Raw genomic sequence first — 26,231 nt, 5'->3', positions numbered from 1 at the left:
CCCTGCCTGCCAGATAGCAGCAGCTTGTCGCCTGCGGCCCCCAGCTTGGTTATACTTCCCGGCTTTCCCGAATAAATGCACAGGGTCCCGCCGCGCATGGATAAGACCTACCAGCCGCACGCCATCGAAACTTCCTGGTACAACACCTGGGAGTCCGAGAACTATTTCGCCCCACAAGGTGCAGGCGAGTCCTACACCATCATGATCCCGCCGCCGAACGTGACCGGCAGCCTGCACATGGGCCACGGGTTCAACAACGCGATCATGGACGCCCTGATCCGTTTCCGCCGCATGCAAGGCCGCGATACCCTGTGGCAGCCAGGCACCGACCACGCCGGTATCGCCACCCAGATGCTGGTCGAGCGCCAGCTCGAGGCCAAGGGCCAGAACCGGCATGACCTGGGCCGCGAAAAGTTCCTGGAAAAGGTCTGGGAATGGAAGGACCAGTCCGGTGGCAACATCAGTCGTCAGATCCGCCGCCTGGGCTCGTCGGTCGACTGGAGCCGCGAGCGCTTCACCATGGACGACGGCCTGTCCGAAGCGGTCAAGGAAGCCTTCGTGCGCCTGCATGAAGACGGCCTGATCTACCGTGGCAAGCGCCTGGTCAACTGGGACACCAAGCTGCACACGGCCATCTCCGACCTCGAAGTGGAAAACCACGACGAGAAGGGCCACCTGTGGAACCTGCGCTACCCACTGGCCGACGGCGCCAAGACCGCCGAAGGCAAGGACTACCTGGTAGTCGCCACCACCCGTCCGGAAACCCTGCTGGGTGACGCCGCCGTGGCGGTCAACCCGAACGACGAGCGCTACCAGGCACTGATCGGCAAGTTCGTCGAACTGCCGCTGGTCGGCCGCCGCATCCCGATCATCGCCGACGACTACTGCGACCCCGAGTTCGGTACCGGCTGCGTGAAGATCACCCCGGCCCACGACTTCAACGACTACGAAGTCGGCAAGCGCCACAACCTGCCGCTGCTGAACATCTTCGACAAGAACGCCTTCGTGCTGGCCAGCGCGCAGGCCTTCAACCTCGACGGCAGCGTCAACGAGCAGGTGGACACCCGCCTGCCGGCCCAATACGCCAACCTCGACCGCTTCGTCGCGCGCAAGCAGATCGTCGCCGACCTGGATGCCCAGGGCCTGCTGGTGAGCATCGACGACCACGCGCTGAAAGTGCCGAAAGGCGACCGTTCGGGCACCGTCATCGAGCCGTGGCTGACCGACCAGTGGTACGTTTCCACCAAGCCGCTGGCAGAACCTGCCATCGCCGCCGTGGAAGATGGCCGCATCCAGTTCGTGCCCAAGCAGTACGAGAACATGTACTTCTCCTGGATGCGTGACATCCAGGACTGGTGCATCAGCCGCCAGCTGTGGTGGGGCCACCGCATCCCGGCATGGTACGACGAGGCCGGCCAGGTCTATGTCGGCCGCAACGAGGAAGAAGTGCGCGCCAAGCACAACCTGGGCGCCGACGTGGTCCTGCGCCAGGACGACGACGTACTCGACACCTGGTTCAGTTCGGGCCTGTGGACCTTCTCCACCCTGGGCTGGCCGGAACAGACCGAGTTCCTCAAGAAGTTCCACTCCACCGACGTGCTGGTGACCGGCTTCGACATCATCTTCTTCTGGGTTGCGCGCATGATCATGCTGACCATGCACCTGATCAAGAACGAGGATGGCACCCCGCAGGTACCGTTCAAGACCGTGTACGTGCACGGCCTGGTACGTGACGGCCAGGGCCAGAAGATGTCCAAGTCCAAGGGCAACGTGCTGGACCCGCTGGACATCGTCGACGGCATCACCCTCGACGCCCTGCTGGAAAAACGCACCAGCGGCATGATGCAGCCCAAGCTTGCCGAGAAGATCGCCAAGCAGACCAAGGCCGAGTTCCCCGAAGGTATCGCCAGCTACGGCACCGACGCCCTGCGCTTCACCTTCTGCTCGCTGGCCTCCACCGGCCGCGACATCAAGTTCGACATGGGCCGCGTCGAAGGCTACCGCAACTTCTGCAACAAGATCTGGAACGCCGCCCGCTACGTGCTGGACAAGGGCGAGGACTGCGGCCAGAACGGCGAAGCCTACGAGCTGTCGCTGGCCGACCGCTGGATCATCTCGCAGCTGCAGCGCACCGAAGCCGAAGTGACCCGCCAGCTGGAGCAGTTCCGCTTCGACCTGGCCAGCCAGGCGCTGTACGAGTTCATCTGGAACCAGTACTGCGACTGGTACCTGGAGCTGTCCAAGCCGGTGCTGTGGGACGAGAACGCCCCGGTCGAGCGCGCCCGTGGCACTCGCCGCACCCTGGTGCGCGTGCTGGAAGTGGCGCTGCGCCTGGCGCACCCGTTCATGCCGTTCATCACCGAAGAAATCTGGCAGCGCATCGCACCGCTGGCCGGCATCGAAGGCAAGACCATCATGCTGCAGCCATGGCCGGTGGCCAATGAAAGCCGCATCGATGCTGCCGCCGAAGGCGACATCGAGTGGCTCAAGGAGCTGATGGTCGGCCTGCGCAACATCCGCGCCGAAATGAACATCGGCCCGGGCAAGCCGCTGCCGCTGTTCCTGAAGAACGCCAACGCCGACGACCAGCGTCGCCTGCAGGAAAACGAAGCCCTGCTGAAGAAGCTGGCCAAGGTCGAATCGTTCACCGTACTGGGCGATGCCGACGAAGCGCCGCTGTCGGCCACGGCCCTGGTCGGTGACCTGCAAGTGCTGGTGCCGATGGCCGGCCTGATCGACAAGGATGCCGAGCTGGCGCGCCTGAACAAGGAAATCCAGCGCCTGCAGGGTGAAGTGGCTCGCGTGGGTGGCAAGCTGTCCAACGCCGCCTTCGTCGACAAGGCACCACCTGCCGTGATCGAGAAGGAGCGCGCCAAGCTGGCCGAGTCCGAACAGGCGCTGGCCAACTTCACCGAGCAGCATGCGCGGATTGCAGCGCTTTAAATCACTAGAGAAAAAGCTGGGGCCGCTTTGCGGCCCTTTCGCGACACAAGGCCGCTCCTACAGGGACGGCGCCGGTCTGAAGGGCGCCGCTATCCTGTAGGAGCGGCCTTGTGTCGCGAAAGGGCTGCAAAGCAGCCCCAGGCTCTATCAGCCACCGCTCGTATAGGGCTGGACACTGCCATGACCCCGAACAAACCCACCCTGCACCCGCGCAACCGCCACCAGGGCCGCTACGACTTCCCCAGCCTGATCAAGGCCCACCCTGACCTGGCGCGCTTCACCATCACCAACCCACACGGCAAACCCAGCATCGACTTCGCCAACCCCGAGGCCGTGCGGGTGTTCAACCGTGCCCTGCTGAAGGCCCAGTACGGCATCCAGCACTGGGATATCCCCGCCGACTACCTGTGCCCGCCGATTCCCGGCCGCGCCGACTATATTCACGTGGCCGCCGACCTGCTGGCCGACGACAATGCCGGCGAGATCCCCAAGGGCGCCCAGGTGCGTGCGCTGGACATAGGCGTGGGGGCCAACTGCATCTACCCGCTGCTGGGCCACAGCGACTACCGCTGGCGCTTCCTCGGCTCGGACATCGACCCCGTGGCCCTGGCTTCGGCCAAGGCCATCGTCCAGGCCAACGGCCTGGGCAAGGCCATCACCCTGCGCCAGCAGGCCAACCGTGCACACATCCTCAGCGGCCTGCTGCAGGAGGGCGAACGCTTCGACCTCACCCTGTGCAACCCGCCCTTCCATTCCTCACGCGACGAAGCCACCCGCGGCAGCCAGCGCAAGTGGAAGAACCTCGGCAAGCAGGACCCCAAGCGCAAGCTGCCGGTGCTCAACTTCGGCGGCCAGAACAACGAACTGTGGTGCGAAGGCGGCGAAATCCGCTTTGTCAGCCAACTGGTCAGCGAAAGCGTGCAGTACGCCGAGCGGGTACTGTGGTTCACCAGCCTGGTGTCCAAGGCCAGCAACCTGCCGGGGATCGAGGCTGCGCTCAGGAAAGCGGGCGCCAAGGCCGTGCGCATCAGTGAAATGGGCCAAGGGCAGAAGCAGAGCCGCATGGTCGCCTGGAGCTTCCACGACGACGCCGCGCGCCAGGCCTGGCACGCCGGGCGTAAAACCCAGGCATGAAAAAACCGCGCCCGGGCAAGCCGGGCGCGGTTTCGTCAAAGCTTCAACAATTACTTGTTGATGGCGTCGGTCAGCACTTTGGCTGGAACGAACTTGACGACTTTCTTGGCAGCGATTTCGATGGCAGCGCCAGTCGAAGGGTTGCGGCCGGTACGGGCAGGACGCTCAGCGACTTTCAGCTTGCCGATGCCTGGCAGAGTGATTTCAGCGCCGTTTTCCAGCTGGTCGGCAACGATCTGGCCCAGTTGCTCCAGAGCGTTCTTGGCGGTGGCTTTTGGCGCGGCGATCGATTCGGCGATGTCGGCAATCAGTTGGTCTTTGGTCAATGCCATGGTGGTGTTCCTTCCCTATCAAATTCGATGGTTATGCAGCGGACTACGACGTTATCGGGCCAGCCCCTGAAAGTGGAGGGCCGCGCCAATCGCGTATGTAGATACGCAAATCGACGTTTGGTTCGACACGACGACAGCACGCTGCCAGCAATGCGCCACACAAGGGGCGCAAGACCGCGCAAAGCTACCACAGGAACGGATAAATATCCGCTGCGCGCTTCGATTTAATGCAGGTTTTTCGGGGGTTTTAGCCTAAAACGCACAAATTTGAACAAAAAACGAACAACCGGCATTTCCGCCAACATCCGGCCACTGCACCACCTTGTGTCTAGGGTAAACTGGACGACTTTTGCAGCTCGCCGAGAATTCCATGCCAATCCGTCATTGCATCGTTCACCTGATCGACAAAAAGCCCGATGGCAGCCCCGCCGTGCTGCATGCCCGCGATCGCGAACTGGCCGCCTCCGACGCCATCGAAAACCTGCTGGCCGACCTCAATGACAGCTACAACGCCAAGCAAGGCAAGGCCTGGGGCTTTTTCCACGGTGAGTCCGGGGCCTACCCGCTGAGCGGCTGGCTGAAGCAGTACCTGGACGAAGAAAAGGACTTTACCGCCTTCAGCCGCGTGGCCGTGGAGCACCTGCAGAAGCTGATGGAAGAGTCCAACCTGTCCACCGGCGGCCACATCCTGTTTGCCCACTACCAGCAAGGCATGACCGAATACCTGGCGATCGCCCTGCTGCACCACAGCGAAGGCGTGGCGGTGAACGCCGAGCTCGACGTGATGCCTTCGCGCCACCTCGACCTTGGTCAGTTGCACCTGGCAGCGCGCATCAACCTGTCGGAGTGGAAGAACAACCAGAACTCCAAACAGTACATTTCGTTCATCAAGGGCAAGAACGGCAAGAAGGTCTCGGACTACTTCCGCGACTTCATCGGCTGCCAGGAGGGCGTCGACGGCCCGGGCGAAACCCGCACCCTGCTCAAAGCCTTCAGTGACTTCGTCGAGAGCGAAGACCTGCCGGAAGAGTCTGCCCGCGAAAAAACCCAGACCCTGGTCGAGTACGCCACAACCCAGACCAAACTGGGCGAGCCGGTCACGCTGGAAGAGCTGTCCAGCCTGATCGACGAGGACCGGCCCAAGGCGTTCTACGACCACATCCGCAACAAGGACTACGGCCTGTCGCCGGAAATCCCCGCAGACAAGCGCACCCTCAACCAGTTCCGCCGTTTCACCGGGCGTGCCGAGGGGTTGTCGATCAGCTTCGAAGCGCACCTGCTGGGGGACAAGGTCGAGTATGACGAGGAGGCAGGGACCTTGATCATCAAAGGCCTTCCGACCACCTTGGTGGATCAGTTGAAGCGGCGCAAGGACTGATGGCCCCGGGGCCCTGTGGGAGCGGGTTCACCCGCGAACACCGGCGAAGCCGGTGCCATGCACCGCGTCGAATTCTTCGCGGGTAAACCCGCTCCCACAAGGGCCCCGCAATCTTATGCCGAACCGACCAGATACGAGGCCACCAACGCCTCCTTCGCCGACTTGCGCAGCCGCTTCACCAGCCGCTCCTGGCGTAACGCCTCGCCCTTGTCCGGCCATTGCTCCACATACACCAGCGCCTGGGCCGGGCTGGTCTTGAAGTAACGCGCGCCCTGCCCTTTCTGGTGCGCCAGAAAGCGCCGCTGCGGGTCATCGCTGATACCGCAATACAGCGATCCATTGGCAGCCCTTACCAAGTAGACATACCAGGGTTTTACTGCCTGATCCGGCACTTTTTCACTCACGACGCCTGCTCTTTCCATCATTAATTTGGTGAGCCCACCCCAGAAGGGCTTCATCATGCTCACTTCAGTATCCCGCACCTTGCTTGCCGCTGCCCTATTGGCCGGCGTATCCACCGCCCAGGCCTCCATCGGCGCCCGGACCGCCGAGCAGTTGCAGAAAAACTACGACTCCACGCCCGCGCATTGCCCGGGCAACGCGGTACCTGCCCACGCCTGTTCGGGCGTCTTGCTAAGGTCGACCAAACCTTCACCGCGTTATCATTCCTGGCATCATAGCCAGAACAGCAAGGACAAAGGCGGCGTATCGTTTTCATACCTGCGCAGCGACATTCCCACCCCGCAGCTGGCTGCCGACGGCCGTAGCGGTTTTACCCTGTACCCGATGCTGCAACGCCCAAAAGATAGCTTGCGCTATGAAATGCTATGCGCATGGCCCACTGACGGTGATACCTGGGAGCGTGACAACCGAGGTTGCGGCGACAATCGGCAGACGGCCGCAACCGAAGCGGCCTGCCATGAACAGGGAATACTCACTGCCGAGCAGTGGATGGAGCGGTTCCGGCAAAGCGGCGACTACAAGGCCCAATGCGCATTCGATATCCGCCGGGCGCGGGTTCCCGAGCGAGCTGAAGCCTTCTACCAGAGCATACGCGCCAAACAGTTGTTTGCGCCTGAACTACCGTTCCCGTGGAACGAGGTGGTGATCGGTGCGTGGGACGAAAAGCAATCCAGCAAGCTGCCAATCCAGTCGTTCTTCCATATCGAAGGCGCTTACGGCGCATTGCAACAAGCTCAGGCCGATCAGCAGGATTGGCACAGGACCAACGGCACATTCATACCTGTCATTCGTATTCGTCTACCGAACGACCTCGATGAACGCGCTACCTTCAGCTACCACGAAAGTGATCAGGCGGTAGCGCTGCCTTGAGCATGCTGGTATGCCCGCAGGCCTTTGAACGCCTGCTGGCGTACCTTGTTCTGCACCAGCGGCGACCAGCCCAGCAGCATGCCGGGCACACCCAGCGCCTGCCGCGACCAGCGCCACAAGTCGAAGTGGTCATCGTGCTGGCAGATCAGCCCGTCACGGATCACGAAACGCGCCTGGATATCGTTGATCACGATGCGGCCGGTCTGGCTGAACAGGTAGGTGGCCACCCAATGTGCGGCGCCTGTGCGTTCATCGGCGCGGACGTTGTCGAAGGTCAGGGTGAAGTCCTTGGCCCGGCTGGTGAGCATTCGCCACATGTCGCCTGCATCCTTGCCACGCAAGGTGCCGAATACCGGGTCGCTGAAGACGATATCGTCGCTGTAGCAGGCGACCATGGCCTCGGCGTCCAGGCGCTGGAAGGCCTGGTAGAAGCGGGTGATCAGGTCGCGGTTGGCGTCGCTCATGGGGGGCTGGTCCGTCCTGGGATGAAAGCAGCACGATAATCTGCCCCGGTTGCTTATGCCAGTACCGGCCTCTTCGCGGGCGCGCCCGCTCCCACAGGATCTACACACGCTTCGAACCTGTGGCTCTCCTGTGGGAGCGGGCGTGCCCGCGAAGAGGCCCCTTCAGACTTTCTCGCTGCTCACCTGCACATGCAAAGCCCGCCCGGCGCCCAGGCCGAACACGATGGCCCCCACCCCCAGCACGGCAAAGATCCACCCCACTGCCGCCCAGCCCCCGGTCAGGTCATGCACCAGCCCCACCGCAAACGGCCCCATCGACGCCAGGGTATAACCCACCCCCTGCGCCATGCTCGACAGGTTCGCCGCCACATGGGCATCCTTCGAGCGCAGCACGATCAAGGTCAGCGCCAGGGCAAAGGTACCGCCCTGCCCCAGGCCCAGCACAACCGCCCAGCCCCACAGCCCGGAAAGCGGCGCATACAGGCAACCGAACAGGCCGGCCAGGGTAATCAGCATGACCAGCACGATCGCCAGGCGCTGGTCCTTGCCGCGAGTGGCCAGCCAGGGCGCACTGAGCGAACTGACCAACTGCACGATCACCGACCCCGACAGCACCAGCCCCGCCTCGGTCGGGCTCAGGCCGCGACCGATCAGGATCGATGGCAACCAGCCAAAGACGATGTAGGCCAGTGACGACTGCAGGCCCATGTACAGGGTCACCTGCCAGGCCAGCGGATCACGCCACAGCCCACGCACGCGATAGGCGACCTTGTGCAGGCCATGACCTTGGCGGGCCTGCGGCAGCCATACCAGCATGGCCAGCAGGGCCGGCAACATCCAGAAGCCAAGCCCCAGCGCCCAGTTGCCATCGAAATGCTGGGCCAGGGGCACCGTGGCGCCAGCCGCCATGGCGGCGCCCAGACACAACGCCATGGTGTACACGCCGGTCAGCGTGCCAGCGTGCTGCGGGAAATCGCGCTTGACGATGCCCGGCAACAGCACGCCAATGATGCCGATGCTGGCCCCCGCCATGAGGCTGCCGAGGAACACCCCGGTGGCCCCCAGGCTACTGCGCACGACAATGCCAAGCGCCAGGGTAGCGAGAATGCCGAGGATCACCCGCTCGCTGCCAAAGCGCCGCGCCAGCACCGGCGCCAAAGGGGCGAACAGGCCCAGGCACAGCACTGGCAAGGTAGTCAGCAAACCGGCCTGCGAGGCGTTCAGCCCCAGGCCTTCGGACACCTGGCCCAGCACTGGCGCCATGCTCGACAATGCCGGTCGCAGGTTCAAAGCCACCAGCACCAGGCCGAGCAACAACAGCCAAGGCCGCTGTACCTGTACCGGCTGCTGTTGGACCTGTTCGTCGTCAGCCTCGGCGTCGATCAGCAACTCTTCGAGGTCCCGCTCGCTCGGTGGGGTGTTACGGGTGATGGAATCAGCCATGGCCTTCTCGGAGTCAGGATTCGATAAGGGTACGGCTCAGGCGCTTGGCCTGCTCCGCATCGCGTTGCTCGATGGCGGCAAGGATCTGCCCATGCAGGTCGAACGTGGCCTGGCAGCGCGGCACGGTCGCCATGTTGTGCTGCAGCGCGGCAGCCACCACCCCGGAAAAGTACCGGTACAGCTCACTCAAGGCCGGGTTATGGGCGGCATCGACCAGCCGCTGGTGAAACACCAGGTCGCAGGCCACATAAGCATCGATATCACCGTGAAAATGCCCGGCACTGTTGGCCAGGGCATCACGCAGCGCTTGCAGGTCGGCGTCGGTTCGGCGCAGCGCGGCCAGGCCGATGGCCTCGGCTTCGAGGATGTGCCGGGTTTCACGGGCCTGCTCGGGCGTGCAGCGTGACATCGCCTGCACCGCCTGCAGCGGGTCCTGGGCCGTGCGCAGGTAGCTGCCGTCGCCCTGGCGGATCTCCACCAGGCCACTGAACGCCAGCACACGCATGGCCTCGCGTACGGTGTTGCGGCTTATGCCCAACTGCAGGGCCAGTTCCGGCTCGGTCGGCAAACGCTGGCCAACCTGCCAGTCGCCCAGCACGATGCGTTCGCGCATGCGCTCGACGGCCAGTTCGACTAGGGAGCGCTTGGTCAATTCGGTACTCATGCAACTCAACCAATCATCCGATGAATTGGCGCAGCATACCGGTGGGCAAAGTGTTTGTCATTGAAGAGAGCAGCGATTAGAAACCTGACGCGATTTTTTGTGGGAGCAACTGTCTTGCTCAATTTCAAAAAGCTGGCGCGATCCCTGTGGGAGCGGGCTTGCCCGCGAACACGGGCGAAGCCCGTGCCATCCACCACGGTGTTGGCTTCGCGGGCAAGCCCGCTTCCAGGCGGCTCACGCTGCGTTCTGGATTTACGTTGTACCTTCAGGCTGCGGTAGCACTAGATCGAGCCATGATGTACCCGTTCTGAGCATGGCATTTAACCGCACGATGAACGTTCTCATGCAGGCCACGATAGCGACTTTGGGAAGTTTTCCGCGCTCCCGCAGTGACTGATAACGAGCCTTGAGTGCTGGGTTGTATTTCATCGCCACAAGGCATGCCATGTACAGCGATCGCCTGACCGCAAATCGCCCGCCAGAGATAGAGCGCTTGCCCATGAATTTCCCGCTGTCGTGGTTGAAGGGCGCCACCCCAACCAGGGAGGCAATTTCTCTGGACTCAACCCGACCTAGCTCCGGCAGCAGCGCTATTAGTTTGCCCGCTGTCACCATCCCAATGCCTTTCACTTTGATCAGCTGGGCAACCCGTTCGTCGTTCAGCATCGCGATTTGCTGTTCGATCTCACACTCAACCCGTTTGATCTGCGCCTTGAAGTGTTTCAGGTTGGCATTCAGGTAGTTAGCAACTGCAGTCGATTGCACCTGCTTCAGGCGCCGCAGGTCGTCATCTCGCTGTTGAACCATCCGATCACGTTGCTGAAGCAACTCTCGCAGAAGCGCTCGTTCGGGGCTGACTCGCAGAGAGGGTTGATCTGGAATGACTTCGGCATAGTGCGCCAGAACCTCGGCGTCGATGGCGTCAGTCTTGGCCTTGATGCCTAAAGAGTCAGCGAATGACCTGGCTCGCCTGGGATTGACGCGTATGACCTTGTAGCCAGCGTCCTGTAGAAAACACATGACATCTCGCTCGTAGCCACCCGTCGCCTCTAACAGGACGCGCTTGATACTGAGCTTGCGAAGGCTCTCCAGTAGCGCCTCAAACCCTGTTGGATCATTGCTTAAATGCATTTTGATGCCCTGTGGCCGCACCGCAGCATCAAGGGAGAGACTGGAAACATCGATACCCAAGAAGGAAGCCATCACCAAAACCTCCTAAACTCAACACAGTGAGAGGACTTTGGCTTGGCCCACGCTTGTGATTCGAGATCAGAGCCGCATCCAACTGTTCGGGCTCTCGCCAAAGTGGAACGGTGAATGGCAGCTTTTGCTCCCACACGTGCTCAAGGCACCTACGGCATTCAGCTTGCCATTCACCGCTCTCACTCCAAATTCTAATCCCCCATCAAGACACAAGCGGCCTTGTGTCGCGATAGGGCCGCAAAGCGGCCCCTGGATTTCAGCGCAGATGCAAAAACTGCTGGGGCCGCTTTGCGGCCCTTTCGCGACACAAGGCCGCTCCTACAAGGACCGCGCAGGGCAGTGGATGGCGTCAGGTCAACGCATCGAGCAGCGCCTGGTTCATCTCTGGCGTACCGATGGTGATGCGCAGGAACTGGGCAATGCGCGGCTGCTTGAAGTGGCGCACGATCACGCCCTGCTCGCGCAGGCGTGCAGCCAGCTCACCGGCATCTTGTTGCGGATGGCGGGCGAAGATGAAGTTGGCCGCCGACGGCAGCACTTCGAAGCCCTTGGCCTGCAGCTGCCCGACCAACACCTCGCGGCTGTCGATCACCTTGCGGCAGGTTTCCTCGAAGTACTCGCGGTCCTCGAACGCCACCGCCGCGCCGACGATCGCGGCACGGTCCAGCGGGTAGGAGTTGAAGCTGTTCTTGATCCGCTCCAGCGCCTCGATCAAGTCCGGGTGCCCCACCGCCAGGCCAACCCGCAGCCCGGCCAGCGAACGCGACTTCGACAGGGTCTGGGTGACCAGCAGGTTGTCGTAGCGGTCCACCAGGCTGATCGCCGTTTCGCCACCGAAGTCGATGTAGGCTTCATCGACCACCACCACCGAATCACGGTTGGCCTGCAGCAACTGCTCCACCGCTTGCAGCGGCATCAGGCAACCGGTCGGCGCGTTGGGGTTGGGGAAGATGATGCCGGCATTGGGCTTGTTGTAGTCCTCGATGCGGATCTGGAACTGCTCGTCCAGCGCCACCTGCTCGAAGGCGATACCGTACAGGCCGCAGTAGACCGGGTAGAAGCTGTAGCTGATGTCAGGGAACAGCAGCGGTGCGTCGTGCTGGAACAGGCCGTGGAAGATGTGCGCCAGCACCTCGTCCGAGCCGTTGCCGACGAACACTTGTGCCGGCGTCACGCCGTAGTACTCGGCCACCGCCTGCTTCAGCCGGTCACCGTTCGGGTCCGGGTACAGGCGCAGGTTGTCGTTCAGCTCGCCGCGCATGGCCTCCAGCGCCCTGGGCGACGGGCCGTAGGGGTTTTCGTTGGTGTTCAGCTTGACCAGGCGGGCTAGCTTGGGCTGCTCGCCCGGCACGTAAGGCACCAGGTCCTTGACGAAGGGGCTCCAGAATCGACTCATGCTCAGTTCCCCTTCTCTTGGGTCAGGATGCGGTATTCGGCGCTGCGGGCGTGGGCGGTCAGCGACTCGCCACGTGCCAGGACCGAGGCGGTGTGGCCCAGCTCGGACGCGCCCTGCTCGGAGCAGAAAATGATCGACGAACGCTTCTGGAAGTCATACACACCCAGCGGCGACGAGAAACGCGCGGTGCCGGAGGTCGGCAGCACGTGGTTGGGCCCTGCGCAGTAGTCGCCCAGCGCTTCGCTGGTGTGACGCCCCATGAAGATCGCGCCAGCGTGGCGGATGTGCGGCAGCCAGGCCTGCGGGTCGGCCACCGACAGTTCCAGGTGCTCGGGTGCGATGCGGTTGGCCACTTCCATGGCCTGCTGCATGTCACGCACCTGGATCAACGCACCACGGCCATTGATCGACTTCTCGATGATCTCGGCACGCTCCATGGTCGGCAGCAGCTTGTCGATGCTGGCGGCAACGCGGTCGAGGAAGGCGGCGTCCGGGCTGACCAGGATGGCCTGGGCATCTTCGTCGTGCTCGGCCTGGGAGAACAGGTCCATGGCGATCCAGTCCGGGTCGGTCTGGCCGTCGCACACCACGAGGATTTCCGACGGGCCGGCGATCATGTCGATACCCACCTGGCCGAACACATGGCGCTTGGCGGTGGCAACGTAGATGTTGCCCGGGCCGACGATCTTGTCCACCTGCGGCACGCTTTCGGTACCGTAGGCCAGGGCAGCGACAGCCTGGGCGCCACCGACGGTGAACACACGGTCGACACCGGCGATGCAGGCAGCCGCCAGCACAAGCTCGTTGACCTCGCCACGCGGGGTCGGCACCACCATCACTACTTCGGCCACACCGGCGACCTTGGCCGGGATGGCGTTCATCAGCACCGACGACGGGTACGACGCCTTGCCACCCGGCACATACAGGCCGGCGCGGTCCAGCGGGGTGACCTTCTGGCCAAGCACGGTGCCGTCGGCCTCGGTGTACTGCCAGGAGTCCTGCTTCTGCCGCTCGTGGTACATGCGCACACGGTTGGCAGCCTTTTCCAGGGCTTCGCGCTGGACCGGGGTAATGCGGGTCAGGGCCAGTTCCAGGCGCTCGCGACCGAGGATCAGGTCATCGATGGACTTGGCATCGACACCATCGAAACGCTGGGTGAATTCCACCAATGCCGCATCGCCACGCTCGCGCACGGCCTTGATGATGTCGAGCACGCGCTGGTTGACCGCGTCATCGGACACACTTTCCCAGCTCAGCAGATGATCCAGATGTCGGGCGAAATCCGGATCAGCAGCGTTGAGACGGGCAATTGCAGTGGACACGGTCATGGCGAGGGCCTCGATTATTGGCGAATGCTCAGGCGCCCTAGGCTACCAGTCCATCCGCGCGGGCACCCGAGAAAAATGGCTATGACGCGGATAGACGGGCGCGGCAGCGAAGGCCGCGCGCAGTCGGTAGAGAGTCAGCCGCGGTGTCGCGATTCGACCGCACCGCGCAGCGTGTCGATCAGGCTCTGGATACGGGCGTGCTGCATTTTCATGGAGGCCTTGTTGACCACCAGGCGCGAGCTGATCGTGGCGATCAGTTCCTGGGGCTCCAGGCCGTTGGCACGCAGGGTGTTGCCGGTGTCGACCACGTCGATGATCTTGTCGGCCAGGTTGATCAGCGGAGCCAGTTCCATCGAGCCGTACAGCTTGATGATGTCGACCTGGCGGCCCTGTTCGGCGTAGTAGCGCTTGGCTACGTTGACGAACTTGGTAGCCACGCGCAGACGGCCCTTGGGCTCGGGTGCGCCGACCACGCCAGCGGTCATCAGTTTGCAACGGGCAATCTGCAGGTCCAGGGGCTCGTAAAGGCCCTGGCCGCCGTACTCCATCAGCACATCCTTGCCGGCCACACCCAGGTCGGCGGCACCATGCTCGACATAGGTCGGCACGTCGGTGGCACGCACGATCAGCAGGCGCACATCGTCCTGCGTGGTGGGAATGATCAGTTTGCGGCTCTTGTCCGGGTTCTCGGTCGGCACGATACCGGCCTCGGCCAGCAACGGCAGGGTATCGTCGAGAATACGGCCTTTGGAAAGCGCGATGGTCAACATTGGAACGTCGGTCCTTAAGCGGCTACTGCCGGCCGGGCGTCGAGCCCGACCGCATTTGATTCATTGTGGGAGCGGGCTTGCCCGCAAAGCAACCACCGCGGTGCATGGCACCGGCTCTGCCGGTATTCGCGGGCAAGCCCGCTCCCACACGGTATGCCGACGGGCTACTAGCCCGGTACGCGACGGATCTTCGCGCCCAGCATCTGCAGTTTTTCTTCGATGCACTCGTAACCACGGTCGATGTGGTAGATGCGATCGATCAGGGTATCGCCTTCGGCTACCAGCGCCGACAGCACCAGGCTGGCGGAAGCACGCAGGTCGGTGGCCATTACCGGGGCCCCCTTCAGCGCCTTGACGCCAGTGACGATGGCAGTGTTGCCTTCGACCTGGATCTGCGCGCCCATGCGGTGCATTTCGTAGACGTGCATGAAGCGGTTTTCGAAGATCGTCTCGATCACTGCACCGGTGCCTTCGGCAATGGCGTTGAGCGAGATGAACTGCGCCTGCATGTCGGTCGGGAACGCCGGGTACGGGGCGGTACGCAGGTTGACGGCTTTCGGCCGTTTGCCGTGCATGTCCAGCTCGATCCAGTCTTCGCCAGAGTTGATGTCGGCGCCGGCTTCCTTGAGTTTTTCCAGTACGGCTTCAAGGATGGTCGGATCGGTGTCCTTGACCTTGACGCGGCCGCCGGTCACGGCAGCGGCAACCAGGTAGGTACCGGTCTCGATACGGTCCGGCATCACGCGGTAGTTGGCCGAGTGCAGGCGCTCGACGCCATCGATGACGATGGTGTCGGTACCAGCGCCCTGGACCTTGCCGCCCATGGCGTTGATGAAGTTGGCCAGGTCGACCACTTCCGGCTCGCGCGCGGCGTTCTGCAGCACGCTGCGGCCCTTGGCCAGGGCAGCGGCCATCATGATGTTCTCGGTACCGGTCACGCTCACGGTGTCGAAGAAGAAGTGCGCACCGCGCAGGCCACCCTCAGGCGCCTTGGCCTTGATGTAGCCGCCTTCGACTTCGATCTTCGCGCCCATGGCCTCGAGGCCACGGATGTGCAGGTCGACCGGGCGCGAACCAATGGCGCAACCGCCAGGCAGGGCCACTTCGGCCTCGCCGAAACGGGCGACCATCGGGCCCAGCACCAGGATCGAGGCGCGCATGGTCTTGACCAACTCGTAAGGCGCAACCAGGGTCTTGATGGTGCGAGGGTCGATCTCGACCGCCAGCTTTTCGTCGATCACCGGCTCGATGCCCATGCGGCCGAACAGCTCGATCATGGTGGTGATGTCGTGCAGGTGCGGCAGGTTGCCCACGGTGACCGGGCCGTCGGCCAGCAGGGTCGCCGCCAGAATCGGCAGGGCTGCGTTCTTCGCGCCCGAAATGCGGATCTCGCCATCAAGGCGAGCGCCGCCAGTAATAATCAGTTTGTCCATTGGAATCTCGCCGCCACGTTGGCTCAGGTGCGCTCAGCCCAGGCTGCGCTGCTGAAAAATTTCATGGTTACCGCATGGATGCTGCCATTGGCGATCCACGGATTCAGGTGAGCATAGATCGCCTGCTGGCGTTTGACCGGGCTCAGGCCAGCCAACTCGTCGCTGATCACGTTCAACTGGAAGTTGCAGCCTTCGCCTTCAACTTCGACCCGGGAACCCGGCAATTTCTCTTCAAGGAAGCTTTTAACTTCTACGGCCTGCATGCTCAACCTCAATCGGCGCCCGATGCGCACGGGTCGGCCATCATACAAAAAAGCCCCTCGCCTGCGAAGCCCAACGAGGGCTTCGCTGACCGAGGGGCCATCATCCGTGCCTGGCCATCAGGTTGCCAGCACTTCATCGAGGTCATAAACCTCGGCAATTTCCCGCATGTCGTCGGGCATGCTGCGCACCTGGCAACCCTTGCCGGCGGCCTGGGCATCACGCATGAATGCCAGCAGCAACGACAGGCCGACACTGGTGGAGCGCTGCACTGCCGAGCAATCGAGCACCAGCTGCGCCTCGCGGCAGGCCGCGATCAGCGCCTTGCCCTGCTTGCGCAGGGCCGGCCCGCTGCGGTAGTCCAGCACGCCGGCCAGGCGCAGCACGCCCGGCTCGGCCATGCTTACACCGGCCTCACTCATTTGACGGTCTTCTCTGGCGAGTTGTCGGCAGCCTGCTTGGCCTTGGCCACTTCGCCGGCCCAGCCGTCGATGGTCTTGTCCAGGTCGTTGCCATTGCGCTGCATGGCGTCGGCGAACTGGTCGCGGAACAGCTTGCCGATGTTGATGCCGTTGACGATCACGTTACGCACCTTCCACTCGCCGCCGATGTTTTCCAGGGTGTACTGCACCGGATACACGGCACCGTTGTTGCCGGTGACCTTCATGCCAACGCTGGCGCGCTTGCCGTCATCAGCCTTGGCCGGGTCGACGGTGATGCCCTGGTTGTTGTACTCGAGCAGGGCATTGCCATAGAACTGCATCAGGCTGCGCTTGAAGTTTTCCTGGAAGCGCTGCATCTGCTCGGGGGTAGCCTTGCGCGAGTACTTGACGGTCATGATGCTTCTGGAAATACCGTCAGCGTCCACCACCGGGCCGAGGATGCGGTTCAGCGCATCGTAGAAGGCGTTGGGGTTGGACTTGTACTGTTCCTTGTTGGCCTTGAGGTCGCCCAGCAGTTCAGTGGTGGTGCCCTGAACCACATCGTGAGGCGTCTGCGCAGCCATGGTCAGCAGGGGGAAGGCCGCCAGCAGGACCAGCAGGCCACGTCGCAGGATGGAAATCATGGAAACTCCTTAATTAGCCGGTTGCGCTTCTTTCGGTTCCTTGCCAACGGAGTTGAGCAGGAACTTGCCAATCAGATCTTCCAGCACCAGCGCCGACTGGGTGTCGTGGATGGTCCCGCCGTCCTTGAGCACCTGGTCCTCACCGCCCACGCTGATGCCGATGTACTTCTCGCCAAGCAACCCGGCGGTCAGGATCGAAGCAGTGGAGTCGGTCGGCAGGTTGTCCACCGACTTGTCCAGCTGCAGAGTCACCCGACCGGTGTACGAATCACGGTCCAGATCGATGGCGGTAACCTTGCCGATGGTCACACCGGCCATGGTCACTTTAGCTCTGACCGTCAAACCGGCGATATTGTCGAAGTAGGCATAAACTTTATAGGTATCGCTGCTCGGGCTGGCCGACAGCCCGCTGACACGCAGGGCGAGCAGCAGCAGCGCCAGGATCCCGGCCAGGAGGAACAGGCCGACACCGATTTCCAGGGTGCGGTTTTGCATCAGAAATCTCCAAACATCAAGGCGGTCAGAATAAAGTCCAGACCCAGCACTGCCAACGAGGCATAGACCACGGTCTTGGTGGTGGCACGGCTGATCCCTTCTGAGGTGGGCTCACAGTCGTACCCCTGGAATACGGCGATCCAGGTCGTGACGAAGGCAAATACCAGGCTCTTGATCAGCCCGTTGAGCACGTCGTCGGTGAACGAAACACTGTTCTGCATGTTGGCCCAGAACGAGCCCTCGTAGACGCCCAGCCAGTCCACCGCCACCCACGAGCCACCCCAGATGCCGACCACGCTGAAGATCAGCGCCAGCAACGGCAGCGAGATGAAACCGGCCCACAGGCGCGGCGCGACGATGTACTTGAGCGGGTCGACGCCGATCATTTCAAGGCTCGACAACTGCTCGGTGGACTTCATGTTGCCGATTTCTGCGGTCAGCGCCGAACCGGCACGGCCGGCGAACAGCAATGCCGTCACCACCGGGCCGAGCTCACGCAGCAGGGTCAGGGCGACCATCTGCCCAACCGCCTGCTCCGAGCCGTACTTGGTAAGGATGCTGAAGCCCTGCAGCGCCAGCACCATGCCGATGAACACGCCGGACACGACGATGATCGCCAGCGACAGCACGCCCACCGAATACAGCTGCTTGACCAGCAGCTGGAAGCCGCCACCGATGCCGCCACGGCCGATCAGCGCATGGAACAGGAACAGACAGGAGCGCCCCAGCACCGCCAGCACGTCGATGGCCGAGCGCCCCAGCAGGCGGACACGTTCGAGTAAGGATTTTCTGCGCATCAACGCGCTCCCAGCAGGTCGGCGCGGTAGTCAGGCGCAGGGAAATGGAAAGGCACCGGGCCGTCCGGGTCGCCCTTCATGAACTGGCGAATGCGCGGGTTGTCCGAGCCCATCAGCTCGTCAGGCGTCCCCTGACCCAGCACTTGGCCGTCACCTACCACATAGATGTAGTCGGCGATGCTGGCGGTTTCCGCCAGGTCATGGGAAACGACGATGCTGGTGATACCCAGGGCGTCGTTGAGCAGGCGGATCAGACGCACCAATACACCCATGGCGATCGGGTCCTGGCCGACGAACGGTTCATCGTACATGAGGATCTGCGGGTCCAGGGCAATCGCCCGGGCCAACGCCACACGGCGTTTCATGCCACCGGACAGCTCGTCGGGCATCAGGTCGATGGCACCGCGCAGCCCCACGGCCTGCAGCTTCATCAGCACGATATCGCGGATCATCTCGTCCGACAGCTGGGTGTGCACGCGCAGCGGGAACGCGACGTTCTCGAACACATCGAGATCGGTGAACAGCGCGCCGCTCTGGAACAGCACCCCCATTTGCTTGCGGGCGTCGAACAGGTCGCTGCGCGACAGCGTCGGCAGGTTTTGCCCGGCAACCCAGACCTCACCGCTGGAGGGGCGCAACTGCGCGCCCATCAGGCGGAGCAACGTGGTCTTGCCGCAACCCGATGGCCCCATGATACCGGTGACCTTGCCGCGCGGGATGCGAATGTCGACGTTGCTGAAAATGCTGCGCGAACCGCGTTTGAAGGTAACCCCCTTCAACTCGACCGCGTAGGCGCTATCCACACTCATCTAGACTCCTTGCTAGTGCAGCCTCGTCCTAATGGACGTCGGCCTCCATCTGGAAGGCACAAGCGCCCCTGGCAGGCCGAATAGCGGCGAACTATAGCACCGCTGACAGCGCCGCCCCAAGGTCGGCTAACGAGTCGTTCAGCCCTGCGACAGGCTGGCGAGACATTCACCACGGCAATCGAAAGCGTGAGGGTTTCTTTCATTGCAGCTATAATCGCCGCCTTTTCATCAGGCATTGCTTTTTCGACATGAGCCAATCCAGCGAGCTGATCCAATCCGCCCAACGCACCCTGCGCCTGGAACTCGAGGCCGTAGAGGCCCTGCTGGCGCGCATCGACGACAATTTCGTCAAGGCCTGCGAACTGATCCTGGCCAGCAAGGGCCGGGTCGTCGTGGTCGGCATGGGCAAGTCCGGGCACATCGGCAACAAGATCGCCGCCACCCTGGCCAGCACCGGCACGCCGGCGTTTTTCGTGCACCCGGCCGAAGCCAGCCATGGTGACATGGGCATGATCACCCGCGATGATGTCATCCTTGCCCTGTCGAATTCCGGCAGCACCGCCGAAATCGTCACCCTGCTGCCGCTGATCAAGCGCCTGGGCATCAAGCTGATCAGCCTGACCGGCAACCCGGACTCGCCCCTGGCCCAGGCTGCCGAGGTCAACCTCGACGCCCGCGTCGAGCAAGAGGCCTGCCCGCTGAACCTGGCCCCCACCTCCTCCACCACCGCATCGCTGGTGCTGGGCGACGCGCTGGCCATCGCCCTGCTCGAAGCCCGCGGCTTCACCGCCGAGGACTTTGCCTTCTCGCACCCGGGTGGTGCACTGGGCCGCCGCCTGCTGCTCAAGGTGGAGAACGTGATGCACGCCGGCGACGAACTGCCCCAGGTGCCCCGCGGTACCCTGCTCAAGGACGCACTCCTTGAAATGTCCCGCAAAGGCCTGGGCATGACCGTGATCGTCGAAGCCGATGGCAAGCTGGCAGGGATCTTCACCGACGGCGACCTGCGCCGCAGCCTGGACCGCAACATCGACGTCCACACCACCCTGATCGACCAGGTAATGACCGTGCACGGCAAGACGGCCCGCGCCGAAATGCTCGCGGCCGAGGCCCTGAAGATCATGGAAGACCACAAGATCGGCGCCCTGGTGGTGGTGGACCGCGAGGACCGCCCCACCGGCGCCCTGAACATGCACGACCTGCTGCGCGCCGGCGTGATGTAAAGGAGCGATGGAATGAACCAGGACCTCATGCAACGCGGCAAGAACATCAAGCTGGCAGTGTTCGACGTGGACGGCGTGCTCACCGACGGGCGCCTGTACTTCCTCGAGGACGGCAGCGAGTTCAAGACCTTCAACACCCTCGACGGCCAGGGCATCAAGATGCTCATGGCCTCGGGCGTGACCACCGCGATCATCAGCGGGCGCAAGACCCCGGTGGTCGAGCGCCGGGCGAAGAACCTCGGCATCCCGCACCTGTACCAGGGCCGCGAGGACAAACTGGTGGTGCTGGACGGCCTGCTCGCCGAACTGGGCCTGAGCTATGCTCAAGTGGCCTACCTGGGCGACGACCTGCCCGACCTGCCGGTAATCCGCCGGGTCGCCCTGGGCATGGCAGTGGCCAACGCCGCGCCGTTCGTTCGCCAGCACGCCCATGGCGTGACCCAGGCACGTGGCGGCGAAGGCGCGGCCCGTGAATTCTGCGAACTGATCATGCAGGCCCAGGGCACCCTGGACGCTGCCAACGCCAACTACCTGTAAGGCTGCCCATGTTCAGCAAGAAAGCCCGCAACATTGCGCTGCTCGCGGTGATCGCCGCCCTGCTGGTGGCGATCGGCTACTGGAATGTCAGCCCGGAAAGCTTCCTCGACAAGCCGGTGACCCAGGTCGACGAAAGCGCCATCGACTACTATGCGGTCAACGCCCACAGTGTGCAGTTCCTGCCCGACGGCAAGCTGCAGTACGAAATGACCGCCGACAAGGTCGAACACCTCAAGGCCAGCGAAATCACCCTGCTGACCACGCCGGACCTGCACCTGTACCGCGGTACCGAATACCCGTGGCACGTGCAGAGCACCCGCGCCGAAGTCAACCCGGACGGCAGCGAAGTCGAACTGATCGACAACGTACGGGTCGCCCGCACCGACGAAAAGCAGCGCGAAATGATCATTACCAGCTCACGCATGACCGTGTTCCCGCAGAAGCAATATGCGCAGACCGAGCAAGCCGTTAGAATCGACGGCGCCGGTGGCACAACTACGGGCAAAGGAATGAAAGCGTATTTGAAAGAAGGCAAGATGGACTTGCTCTCTAACGTAAGAGGACAGTATGAGGCTCGTTAAAACCCTCCCCCTTTTGCTCAGCCTGAGCGCAGCACTGGGAAGCGCGAGCGCCCTCGCCCTGCCGAACGACCGTGACCAGCCTATCCGCATCCAGGCCGACAACGCCCACCTGGACGACAAGCAGGGCGTGGCCACCTACACCGGCGACGTGATCATCACCCAGGGTTCGATGATGATCAAAGGCAACACCGTGACCATCACCCGCTCCGCCTCCGGCGACATCGACGTGGTGACCTCGGTGGGCAACCTGGCCTACTTCGAGCAGCAGCAGAGCGCAGCCAAACCGGACAAGATGAAAGGCTGGGCGGTGACCATCCAGTACCAGTCGCAGAAGGACATGGTGATCCTCACCGACCGCGCCAAGGTCGAGAACGAAGGCAACACCACCGAAGGCGAGAAGATCGTCTACAACACCCAGACCCAGGTGGCAACCGCCGGTCGCGGTGGCAACGTGACCTCGCCGCGTCAGCGTATCGACATGGTGATCCAGCCCAAGAAGAAGGCCGAGTAAATGGCAACCCTCAAAGCCCAGCACCTGGCCAAGAGCTACAAGGGGCGGCAAGTCGTACGTGACGTCAGCCTGTCGATCGACAGCGGCCAGATCGTCGGCCTGCTCGGCCCCAACGGCGCCGGCAAGACCACCTGCTTCTACATGATCGTCGGCCTGGTCCAGGCCGATCAGGGGCGCGTGCTGATCGACAACCTCGATGTCAGCCACCAGCCCATGCACGGTCGCGCCCGCGCCGGCATCGGCTACCTGCCGCAGGAAGCCTCGATCTTCCGCAAGCTGTCGGTGGCCGACAACATCATGGCCATCCTCGAGACCCGCAAGGAACTCGATCGCGACGGCCGGCGCAAAGAGCTGGAAAGCCTGCTGCAGGAGTTCCACATCAGCCACATTCGCGACAACCTCGGCATGAGCCTGTCCGGTGGTGAGCGCCGCCGCGTGGAAATTGCCCGCGCGCTGGCGACCGCACCCAAGTTCATCCTGCTGGACGAACCGTTTGCCGGTGTCGACCCGATTTCGGTCGGCGACATCAAGCAGATCATCCATCACCTCAAGGCCAAGGGTATCGGTGTACTGATCACCGACCACAACGTGCGTGAGACCCTGGATATCTGCGAAACCGCCTATATCGTCAACGATGGCCGGCTGATCGCCGAAGGCGACGCCGAAACCATCCTGGCCAACGACCTGGTCAAAGAGGTTTACCTGGGCCACGAGTTCCGGCTCTGAGCCTGGCACGCGCCTGGAGTACTGGCAAATCGCCCTGAAACCCGGGGTAAAGTGTTACGGTGCTCTAGGCAAACGCTACAATTTAAGGCATAAAACTTGCTTGATCTGGCGCCCCGGCGCCCTCGTGTAGTGGATGGCGCATGCGCGCCGGCGAACAAGGTATTAAGCCCCAGCCATGAAACCATCGCTCGTCCTAAAAATGGGCCAGCAACTGACGATGACACCGCAGTTGCAACAGGCCATCCGCCTGCTCCAGCTCTCCACCCTGGACCTCCAACAGGAAATCCAGGAAGCGCTGGAGTCGAACCCGATGCTCGAACGTCAGGAAGACGGCGACGACTTCGACAACAGCGACCCGATGGCGGACAACGCCGAGAACAAGCCGGCCGCCGAAGTCCAGGACAACAGCTTCCAGGAAAGCACCACCAGTGCCGACACCCTGGAAGACGGCGAGTGGAGCGAGCGCATCCCCAACGAACTGCCGGTCGACACCGCCTGGGAAGACATCTACCAGACCAGTGCCAGCAGCCTGCCGAGCAACGACGACGACGAGTGGGACTTCACCACCCGCACATCGGCCGGCGAAAGCCTGCAAAGCCACCTGCTGTGGCAACTGAACCTGGCCCCGATGTCCGACACCGACCGCCTGATCGCCGTCACCCTGATCGACAGCATCAACGGCCAGGGCTATCTGGAAGACACCCTTGAGGAAATCTGCGCCGGTTTCGACCCGGAGCTGGATATCGAGCTGGACGAGGTCGAAGCGGTGCTGCACCGCATCCAGCAGTTCGAGCCAGCCGGCGTTGCCGCCCGCACCCTGGGCGAATGCCTGTTGCTGCAACTGCGCCAGCTGCCTGCCAGCACCCCGTGGATGGCGGAAGCCAAGCGCCTGGTCACCGACTTCATCGACCTGCTCGGCAGCCGTGACTACAGCCAGCTGATGCGTCGCATGAAAATCAAGGAAGACGAGCTGCGCCAGGTCATCGAGCTGGTACAAAGCCTCAACCCGCGCCCCGGCTCGCAGATCGAGTCCAGCGAGCCCGAGTACGTGGTGCCCGACGTCATCGTGCGCAAGGACAGCGACCGCTGGCTGGTGGAGCTGAACCAGGAGGCCATTCCGCGCCTGCGCGTCAACCCGCAGTACGCCGGCTTTGTGCGCCGGGCCGACACCAGCGCCGACAACACCTTCATGCGCAACCAGCTGCAGGAAGCGCGCTGGTTCATCAAGAGCCTGCAAAGCCGCAACGAAACCCTGATGAAGGTGGCCACGCAGATCGTCGAGCACCAGCGCGGCTTCCTCGACCACGGCGACGAAGCGATGAAGCCGTTGGTACTGCATGACATCGCCGAAGCGGTGGGCATGCACGAGTCGACCATTTCGCGGGTAACCACGCAGAAATACATGCACACCCCGCGTGGCATCTACGAACTGAAATACTTTTTCTCCAGCCACGTCAGCACCTCCGAAGGCGGAGAATGCTCGTCTACGGCGATCCGCGCGATCATCAAGAAACTGGTTGCGGCGGAAAATCAGAAAAAGCCATTGAGTGACAGCAAGATCGCTGGTTTACTGGAGGCACAAGGCATCCAGGTAGCCCGTCGCACCGTCGCCAAGTACCGCGAGTCCCTCGGCATCGCACCGTCGAGCGAGCGCAAGCGACTGATGTAGCCCCTGAGATGTGCCACAGCGTTTGTGGGGCAGGTGCAAGACCTGCCTCTTTATGCACGGGCAACAAAGGAGAAGCTGTATGCAAGTCAATATCAGTGGACAGCATGTAGAAGTCACCCAGCCACTGCGCGATTATGTGCTTGAAAAGCTCGCTCGCGTGGAAAGTCACTTCGACAAGATCACCAACGTGCAGGTCATCATGAAAGTCGAGAAGCTGCAGCAGAAGGTCGAGGCGACCTTGCAGATTCCCGGCGGCGAAGTGGTTGCCAACGCCGAACACGAAGACATGTATGCAGCGATCGACGCTTTGGCCGACAAGCTCGACCGCCAACTGAAAAAACACAAGGAAAAACAGCAAAGCCTGCTGCAAGGTGCAGCTGCCCGCTGATCCCCCTCATCCATGATCCGACTTGAAACCATCCTGACCCCCGGCCGTTCCCTCGTGAACGTGCCGGGCGGCAGCAAGAAGCGCGCCCTGGAAAAGGTCGCCACCGTCATCGCCGAACAAGTGCCCGAACTGGAGATGCAAGACGTCTTCGAAAAACTGGTCGCCCGGGAAAAACTCGGTTCGACCGGTTTCGGCAACGGCATCGCCATCCCGCACTGCCGGCTTGAAGGATGTTCCGCTCCGGTCAGCGCCCTGCTGCACCTGGAAGCCCCTATCGACTACGACGCCATCGATGGCGCGCCGGTGGACCTGCTGTTCGTCCTGCTGGTGCCTGAAGCCGCCACCGATGCCCATCTGGAATTGCTGCGCCAGATTGCCAGCATGCTCGATCGCAAGGAGGTCCGTGATCGCCTGCGTGCGGCCACCAGCAGCGAGGCCCTGTTCCAGGTTGTCCTGGACGTACAGAACGAGCACTGAACATGCGCCTGATCATCGTCAGCGGCCGGTCCGGCTCCGGCAAGAGCACCGCCCTCGATGTCCTGGAAGACAACGGTTTCTACTGCATTGACAACCTGCCCGCCGGGCTGCTGCCACAGCTGGCGGAAAATGCGCTGATCAATACCGAGTTGCTGCAACCCAAGGTCGCCGTGTCGATCGACGCGCGCAACCTGCCCAGCCACCTGACGCGTTTCCCCGAGTTGCTCGAAGAAGCCCGCGCCCGGCATATCCAGTGCGACGTGCTGTACCTGGATGCCGACGAAGACGTACTGCTCAAGCGCTTCTCGGAAACCCGCCGACGCCACCCGCTGACCAACGCCGACCGCTCGCTTGCGGAAGCGATTCGGGTGGAAAGCGAATTGCTGGGGCCGATTGCAGACCTGGCCGACCTGAAGATCGATACCACCAGCCTGAACCTGTACCAGCTGCGTGATTCGATCAAGCTGCGCCTGCTCAACCAGCCCGAGCCTGGCACCGCGTTCTTGGTCGAGTCGTTCGGTTTCAAGCGCGGAATGCCGGTCGATGCCGACCTGGTGTTCGATGTGCGCTGCCTGCCCAACCCCTACTGGAAACCCGAGCTGCGTGAGCATTCCGGCCTCGACCAACCGGTAATCGACTACCTGGCCGCACAGCCGGATGTCGAAGAGATGTTCAACGACATTTCCAGCTACCTGCTCAAGTGGCTGCCCCGCTTCGCCGCCAGCAACCGTGCCTACGTCACCATTGCCATTGGCTGCACGGGCGGCCACCACCGCTCGGTGTACATTACCGAACGCCTTGGCCAGCTGCTGCAGCAATCCCTGAAAAACGTCCAGGTCCGCCACCGCGACCTCTAGCCCAAGGATCCGCC

Annotated in this window: 29 protein-coding genes; 13 read left to right on the top strand and 16 right to left on the bottom strand. The window is 62.7% G+C overall.

Going from position 1 to position 26,231, the window contains the following annotated elements; all coding sequences use genetic code 11:
• The first annotated feature begins 96 nt into the window (after positions 1-96).
• On the top strand, positions 97-2,943 hold the full coding sequence (locus tag C163_RS04760; protein WP_013971095.1) for a valine--tRNA ligase: 2,847 nt from the start codon (positions 97-99) through the stop codon (positions 2,941-2,943).
• Between the two features lie 180 nt (positions 2,944-3,123).
• Positions 3,124-4,077 carry a 23S rRNA (adenine(1618)-N(6))-methyltransferase RlmF gene (gene rlmF / locus C163_RS04755; RefSeq protein ID WP_025337837.1) on the top strand — a complete coding sequence of 318 codons (954 nt, stop codon included), beginning with the start codon at positions 3,124-3,126 and terminating at the stop codon, positions 4,075-4,077.
• A 50-nt stretch (positions 4,078-4,127) separates the two neighbouring features.
• Here rlmF and C163_RS04750 read toward each other — a convergent pair whose 3' ends face one another.
• Complete coding sequence (locus C163_RS04750) at positions 4,128-4,409, bottom strand: HU family DNA-binding protein (protein WP_003257928.1); 282 nt, start codon at positions 4,407-4,409, stop codon at positions 4,128-4,130.
• Between the two features lie 370 nt (positions 4,410-4,779).
• Here C163_RS04750 and yejK point away from each other — a divergent pair, with 370 nt between their 5' ends.
• Positions 4,780-5,787 carry a nucleoid-associated protein YejK gene (gene yejK, locus C163_RS04745; RefSeq protein WP_025337836.1) on the top strand — a complete coding sequence of 336 codons (1,008 nt, stop codon included), beginning with the start codon at positions 4,780-4,782 and terminating at the stop codon, positions 5,785-5,787.
• A gap of 113 nt (positions 5,788-5,900) precedes the next feature.
• On the opposite strand, the gene C163_RS04740 is transcribed toward yejK, so the two are convergent.
• The gene (locus C163_RS04740) at positions 5,901-6,209 is read right to left on the bottom strand and encodes a GIY-YIG nuclease family protein (RefSeq protein WP_137164766.1); all 309 of its coding nucleotides are present in this window, start codon (positions 6,207-6,209) and stop codon (positions 5,901-5,903) included.
• 37 nt (positions 6,210-6,246) lie between these two features.
• On the opposite strand from C163_RS04740, the gene C163_RS04735 reads away from it, so the two are divergent.
• Complete coding sequence (locus C163_RS04735) at positions 6,247-7,119, top strand: hypothetical protein (RefSeq protein WP_025337834.1); 873 nt, start codon at positions 6,247-6,249, stop codon at positions 7,117-7,119.
• Here C163_RS04735 and C163_RS04730 read toward each other — a convergent pair.
• The 14 genes from C163_RS04730 to C163_RS04665 all read right to left on the bottom strand — a co-directional run bounded on the left by C163_RS04730 (position 7,098) and on the right by C163_RS04665 (position 19,248).
• Entirely contained in the window at positions 7,098-7,583 is a 486-nt protein-coding gene (locus C163_RS04730; RefSeq protein ID WP_025337833.1) for a nuclear transport factor 2 family protein, read from the bottom strand. The genes C163_RS04735 and C163_RS04730 overlap by 22 nt on opposite strands.
• Before the next feature lie 162 nt (positions 7,584-7,745).
• A complete protein-coding gene (locus C163_RS04725) occupies positions 7,746-9,026 on the bottom strand; it encodes an MFS transporter (protein ID WP_025337832.1) in 1,281 nt (426 codons plus the stop codon).
• 13 nt (positions 9,027-9,039) lie between these two features.
• Complete coding sequence (locus tag C163_RS04720) at positions 9,040-9,690, bottom strand: FadR/GntR family transcriptional regulator (protein ID WP_025337831.1); 651 nt, start codon at positions 9,688-9,690, stop codon at positions 9,040-9,042.
• A gap of 252 nt (positions 9,691-9,942) precedes the next feature.
• Positions 9,943-10,893, bottom strand: a complete 951-nt coding sequence (locus C163_RS04715; RefSeq protein ID WP_025337292.1) for an IS110 family transposase — start codon at positions 10,891-10,893, stop codon at positions 9,943-9,945.
• Between the two features lie 349 nt (positions 10,894-11,242).
• Positions 11,243-12,289, bottom strand: a complete 1,047-nt coding sequence (gene hisC, locus C163_RS04710; RefSeq protein WP_025337830.1) for a histidinol-phosphate transaminase — start codon at positions 12,287-12,289, stop codon at positions 11,243-11,245.
• A 2-nt stretch (positions 12,290-12,291) separates the two neighbouring features.
• Positions 12,292-13,617 (bottom strand): histidinol dehydrogenase, encoded by a 1,326-nt coding sequence (hisD, locus tag C163_RS04705; RefSeq protein WP_025337829.1) that lies wholly within the window; start codon positions 13,615-13,617, stop codon positions 12,292-12,294.
• Between the two features lie 134 nt (positions 13,618-13,751).
• A complete protein-coding gene (gene hisG / locus C163_RS04700; RefSeq protein ID WP_003257924.1) occupies positions 13,752-14,387 on the bottom strand; it encodes an ATP phosphoribosyltransferase in 636 nt (211 codons plus the stop codon).
• 167 nt (positions 14,388-14,554) lie between these two features.
• The gene (gene murA, locus C163_RS04695) at positions 14,555-15,820 is read right to left on the bottom strand and encodes a UDP-N-acetylglucosamine 1-carboxyvinyltransferase (RefSeq protein WP_025337828.1); all 1,266 of its coding nucleotides are present in this window, start codon (positions 15,818-15,820) and stop codon (positions 14,555-14,557) included.
• 23 nt (positions 15,821-15,843) lie between these two features.
• Positions 15,844-16,083 (bottom strand): BolA family protein, encoded by a 240-nt coding sequence (locus C163_RS04690; protein ID WP_003255121.1) that lies wholly within the window; start codon positions 16,081-16,083, stop codon positions 15,844-15,846.
• A 117-nt stretch (positions 16,084-16,200) separates the two neighbouring features.
• The gene (locus C163_RS04685; RefSeq protein WP_025337827.1) at positions 16,201-16,503 is read right to left on the bottom strand and encodes a lipid asymmetry maintenance protein MlaB; all 303 of its coding nucleotides are present in this window, start codon (positions 16,501-16,503) and stop codon (positions 16,201-16,203) included.
• A complete protein-coding gene (locus tag C163_RS04680; protein WP_025337826.1) occupies positions 16,500-17,147 on the bottom strand; it encodes a phospholipid-binding protein MlaC in 648 nt (215 codons plus the stop codon). The genes C163_RS04685 and C163_RS04680 overlap by 4 nt, the downstream gene beginning before the upstream one ends.
• Before the next feature lie 9 nt (positions 17,148-17,156).
• Positions 17,157-17,642, bottom strand: a complete 486-nt coding sequence (mlaD, locus tag C163_RS04675; protein WP_003257921.1) for an outer membrane lipid asymmetry maintenance protein MlaD — start codon at positions 17,640-17,642, stop codon at positions 17,157-17,159.
• Complete coding sequence (mlaE, locus tag C163_RS04670; protein WP_025337825.1) at positions 17,642-18,439, bottom strand: lipid asymmetry maintenance ABC transporter permease subunit MlaE; 798 nt, start codon at positions 18,437-18,439, stop codon at positions 17,642-17,644. The genes mlaD and mlaE overlap by 1 nt, the downstream gene beginning before the upstream one ends.
• Positions 18,439-19,248: an ATP-binding cassette domain-containing protein gene (locus C163_RS04665; RefSeq protein ID WP_012270662.1), complete on the bottom strand. Its 810-nt coding sequence runs from the start codon at positions 19,246-19,248 to the stop codon at positions 18,439-18,441. The genes mlaE and C163_RS04665 overlap by 1 nt, the downstream gene beginning before the upstream one ends.
• A 248-nt stretch (positions 19,249-19,496) precedes the next feature.
• On the opposite strand from C163_RS04665, the gene C163_RS04660 reads away from it, so the two are divergent.
• The 9 genes from C163_RS04660 to rapZ all read left to right on the top strand — a co-directional run bounded on the left by C163_RS04660 (position 19,497) and on the right by rapZ (position 26,217).
• Positions 19,497-20,471 (top strand): SIS domain-containing protein, encoded by a 975-nt coding sequence (locus C163_RS04660; protein WP_003257920.1) that lies wholly within the window; start codon positions 19,497-19,499, stop codon positions 20,469-20,471.
• A 12-nt stretch (positions 20,472-20,483) separates the two neighbouring features.
• The gene (locus C163_RS04655) at positions 20,484-21,008 is read left to right on the top strand and encodes an HAD family hydrolase (protein ID WP_024086339.1); all 525 of its coding nucleotides are present in this window, start codon (positions 20,484-20,486) and stop codon (positions 21,006-21,008) included.
• 8 nt (positions 21,009-21,016) lie between these two features.
• On the top strand, positions 21,017-21,589 hold the full coding sequence (gene lptC, locus C163_RS04650) for an LPS export ABC transporter periplasmic protein LptC (RefSeq protein WP_025337824.1): 573 nt from the start codon (positions 21,017-21,019) through the stop codon (positions 21,587-21,589).
• Positions 21,576-22,100: a lipopolysaccharide transport periplasmic protein LptA gene (gene lptA / locus C163_RS04645; protein ID WP_015269063.1), complete on the top strand. Its 525-nt coding sequence runs from the start codon at positions 21,576-21,578 to the stop codon at positions 22,098-22,100. The genes lptC and lptA overlap by 14 nt, the downstream gene beginning before the upstream one ends.
• Positions 22,101-22,826: an LPS export ABC transporter ATP-binding protein gene (gene lptB, locus C163_RS04640; protein WP_015269062.1), complete on the top strand. Its 726-nt coding sequence runs from the start codon at positions 22,101-22,103 to the stop codon at positions 22,824-22,826.
• Between the two features lie 175 nt (positions 22,827-23,001).
• Positions 23,002-24,495, top strand: a complete 1,494-nt coding sequence (locus tag C163_RS04635) for an RNA polymerase factor sigma-54 (protein ID WP_015269061.1) — start codon at positions 23,002-23,004, stop codon at positions 24,493-24,495.
• Between the two features lie 79 nt (positions 24,496-24,574).
• Positions 24,575-24,883: a ribosome hibernation-promoting factor, HPF/YfiA family gene (gene hpf / locus C163_RS04630; RefSeq protein ID WP_003255135.1), complete on the top strand. Its 309-nt coding sequence runs from the start codon at positions 24,575-24,577 to the stop codon at positions 24,881-24,883.
• 12 nt (positions 24,884-24,895) lie between these two features.
• The gene (ptsN, locus tag C163_RS04625; RefSeq protein ID WP_015269060.1) at positions 24,896-25,360 is read left to right on the top strand and encodes a PTS IIA-like nitrogen regulatory protein PtsN; all 465 of its coding nucleotides are present in this window, start codon (positions 24,896-24,898) and stop codon (positions 25,358-25,360) included.
• A gap of 2 nt (positions 25,361-25,362) precedes the next feature.
• A complete protein-coding gene (rapZ, locus tag C163_RS04620) occupies positions 25,363-26,217 on the top strand; it encodes an RNase adapter RapZ (protein WP_025337823.1) in 855 nt (284 codons plus the stop codon).
• Positions 26,218-26,231 lie beyond the last annotated feature (14 nt).

The sequence above is a fragment of the Pseudomonas sp. FGI182 genome, assembly GCF_000511325.1.
In the GTDB taxonomy this organism is placed as follows: domain Bacteria; phylum Pseudomonadota; class Gammaproteobacteria; order Pseudomonadales; family Pseudomonadaceae; genus Aquipseudomonas; species Aquipseudomonas putida_Z.
This window is presented reverse-complemented; position numbering and strand designations above follow the sequence as displayed.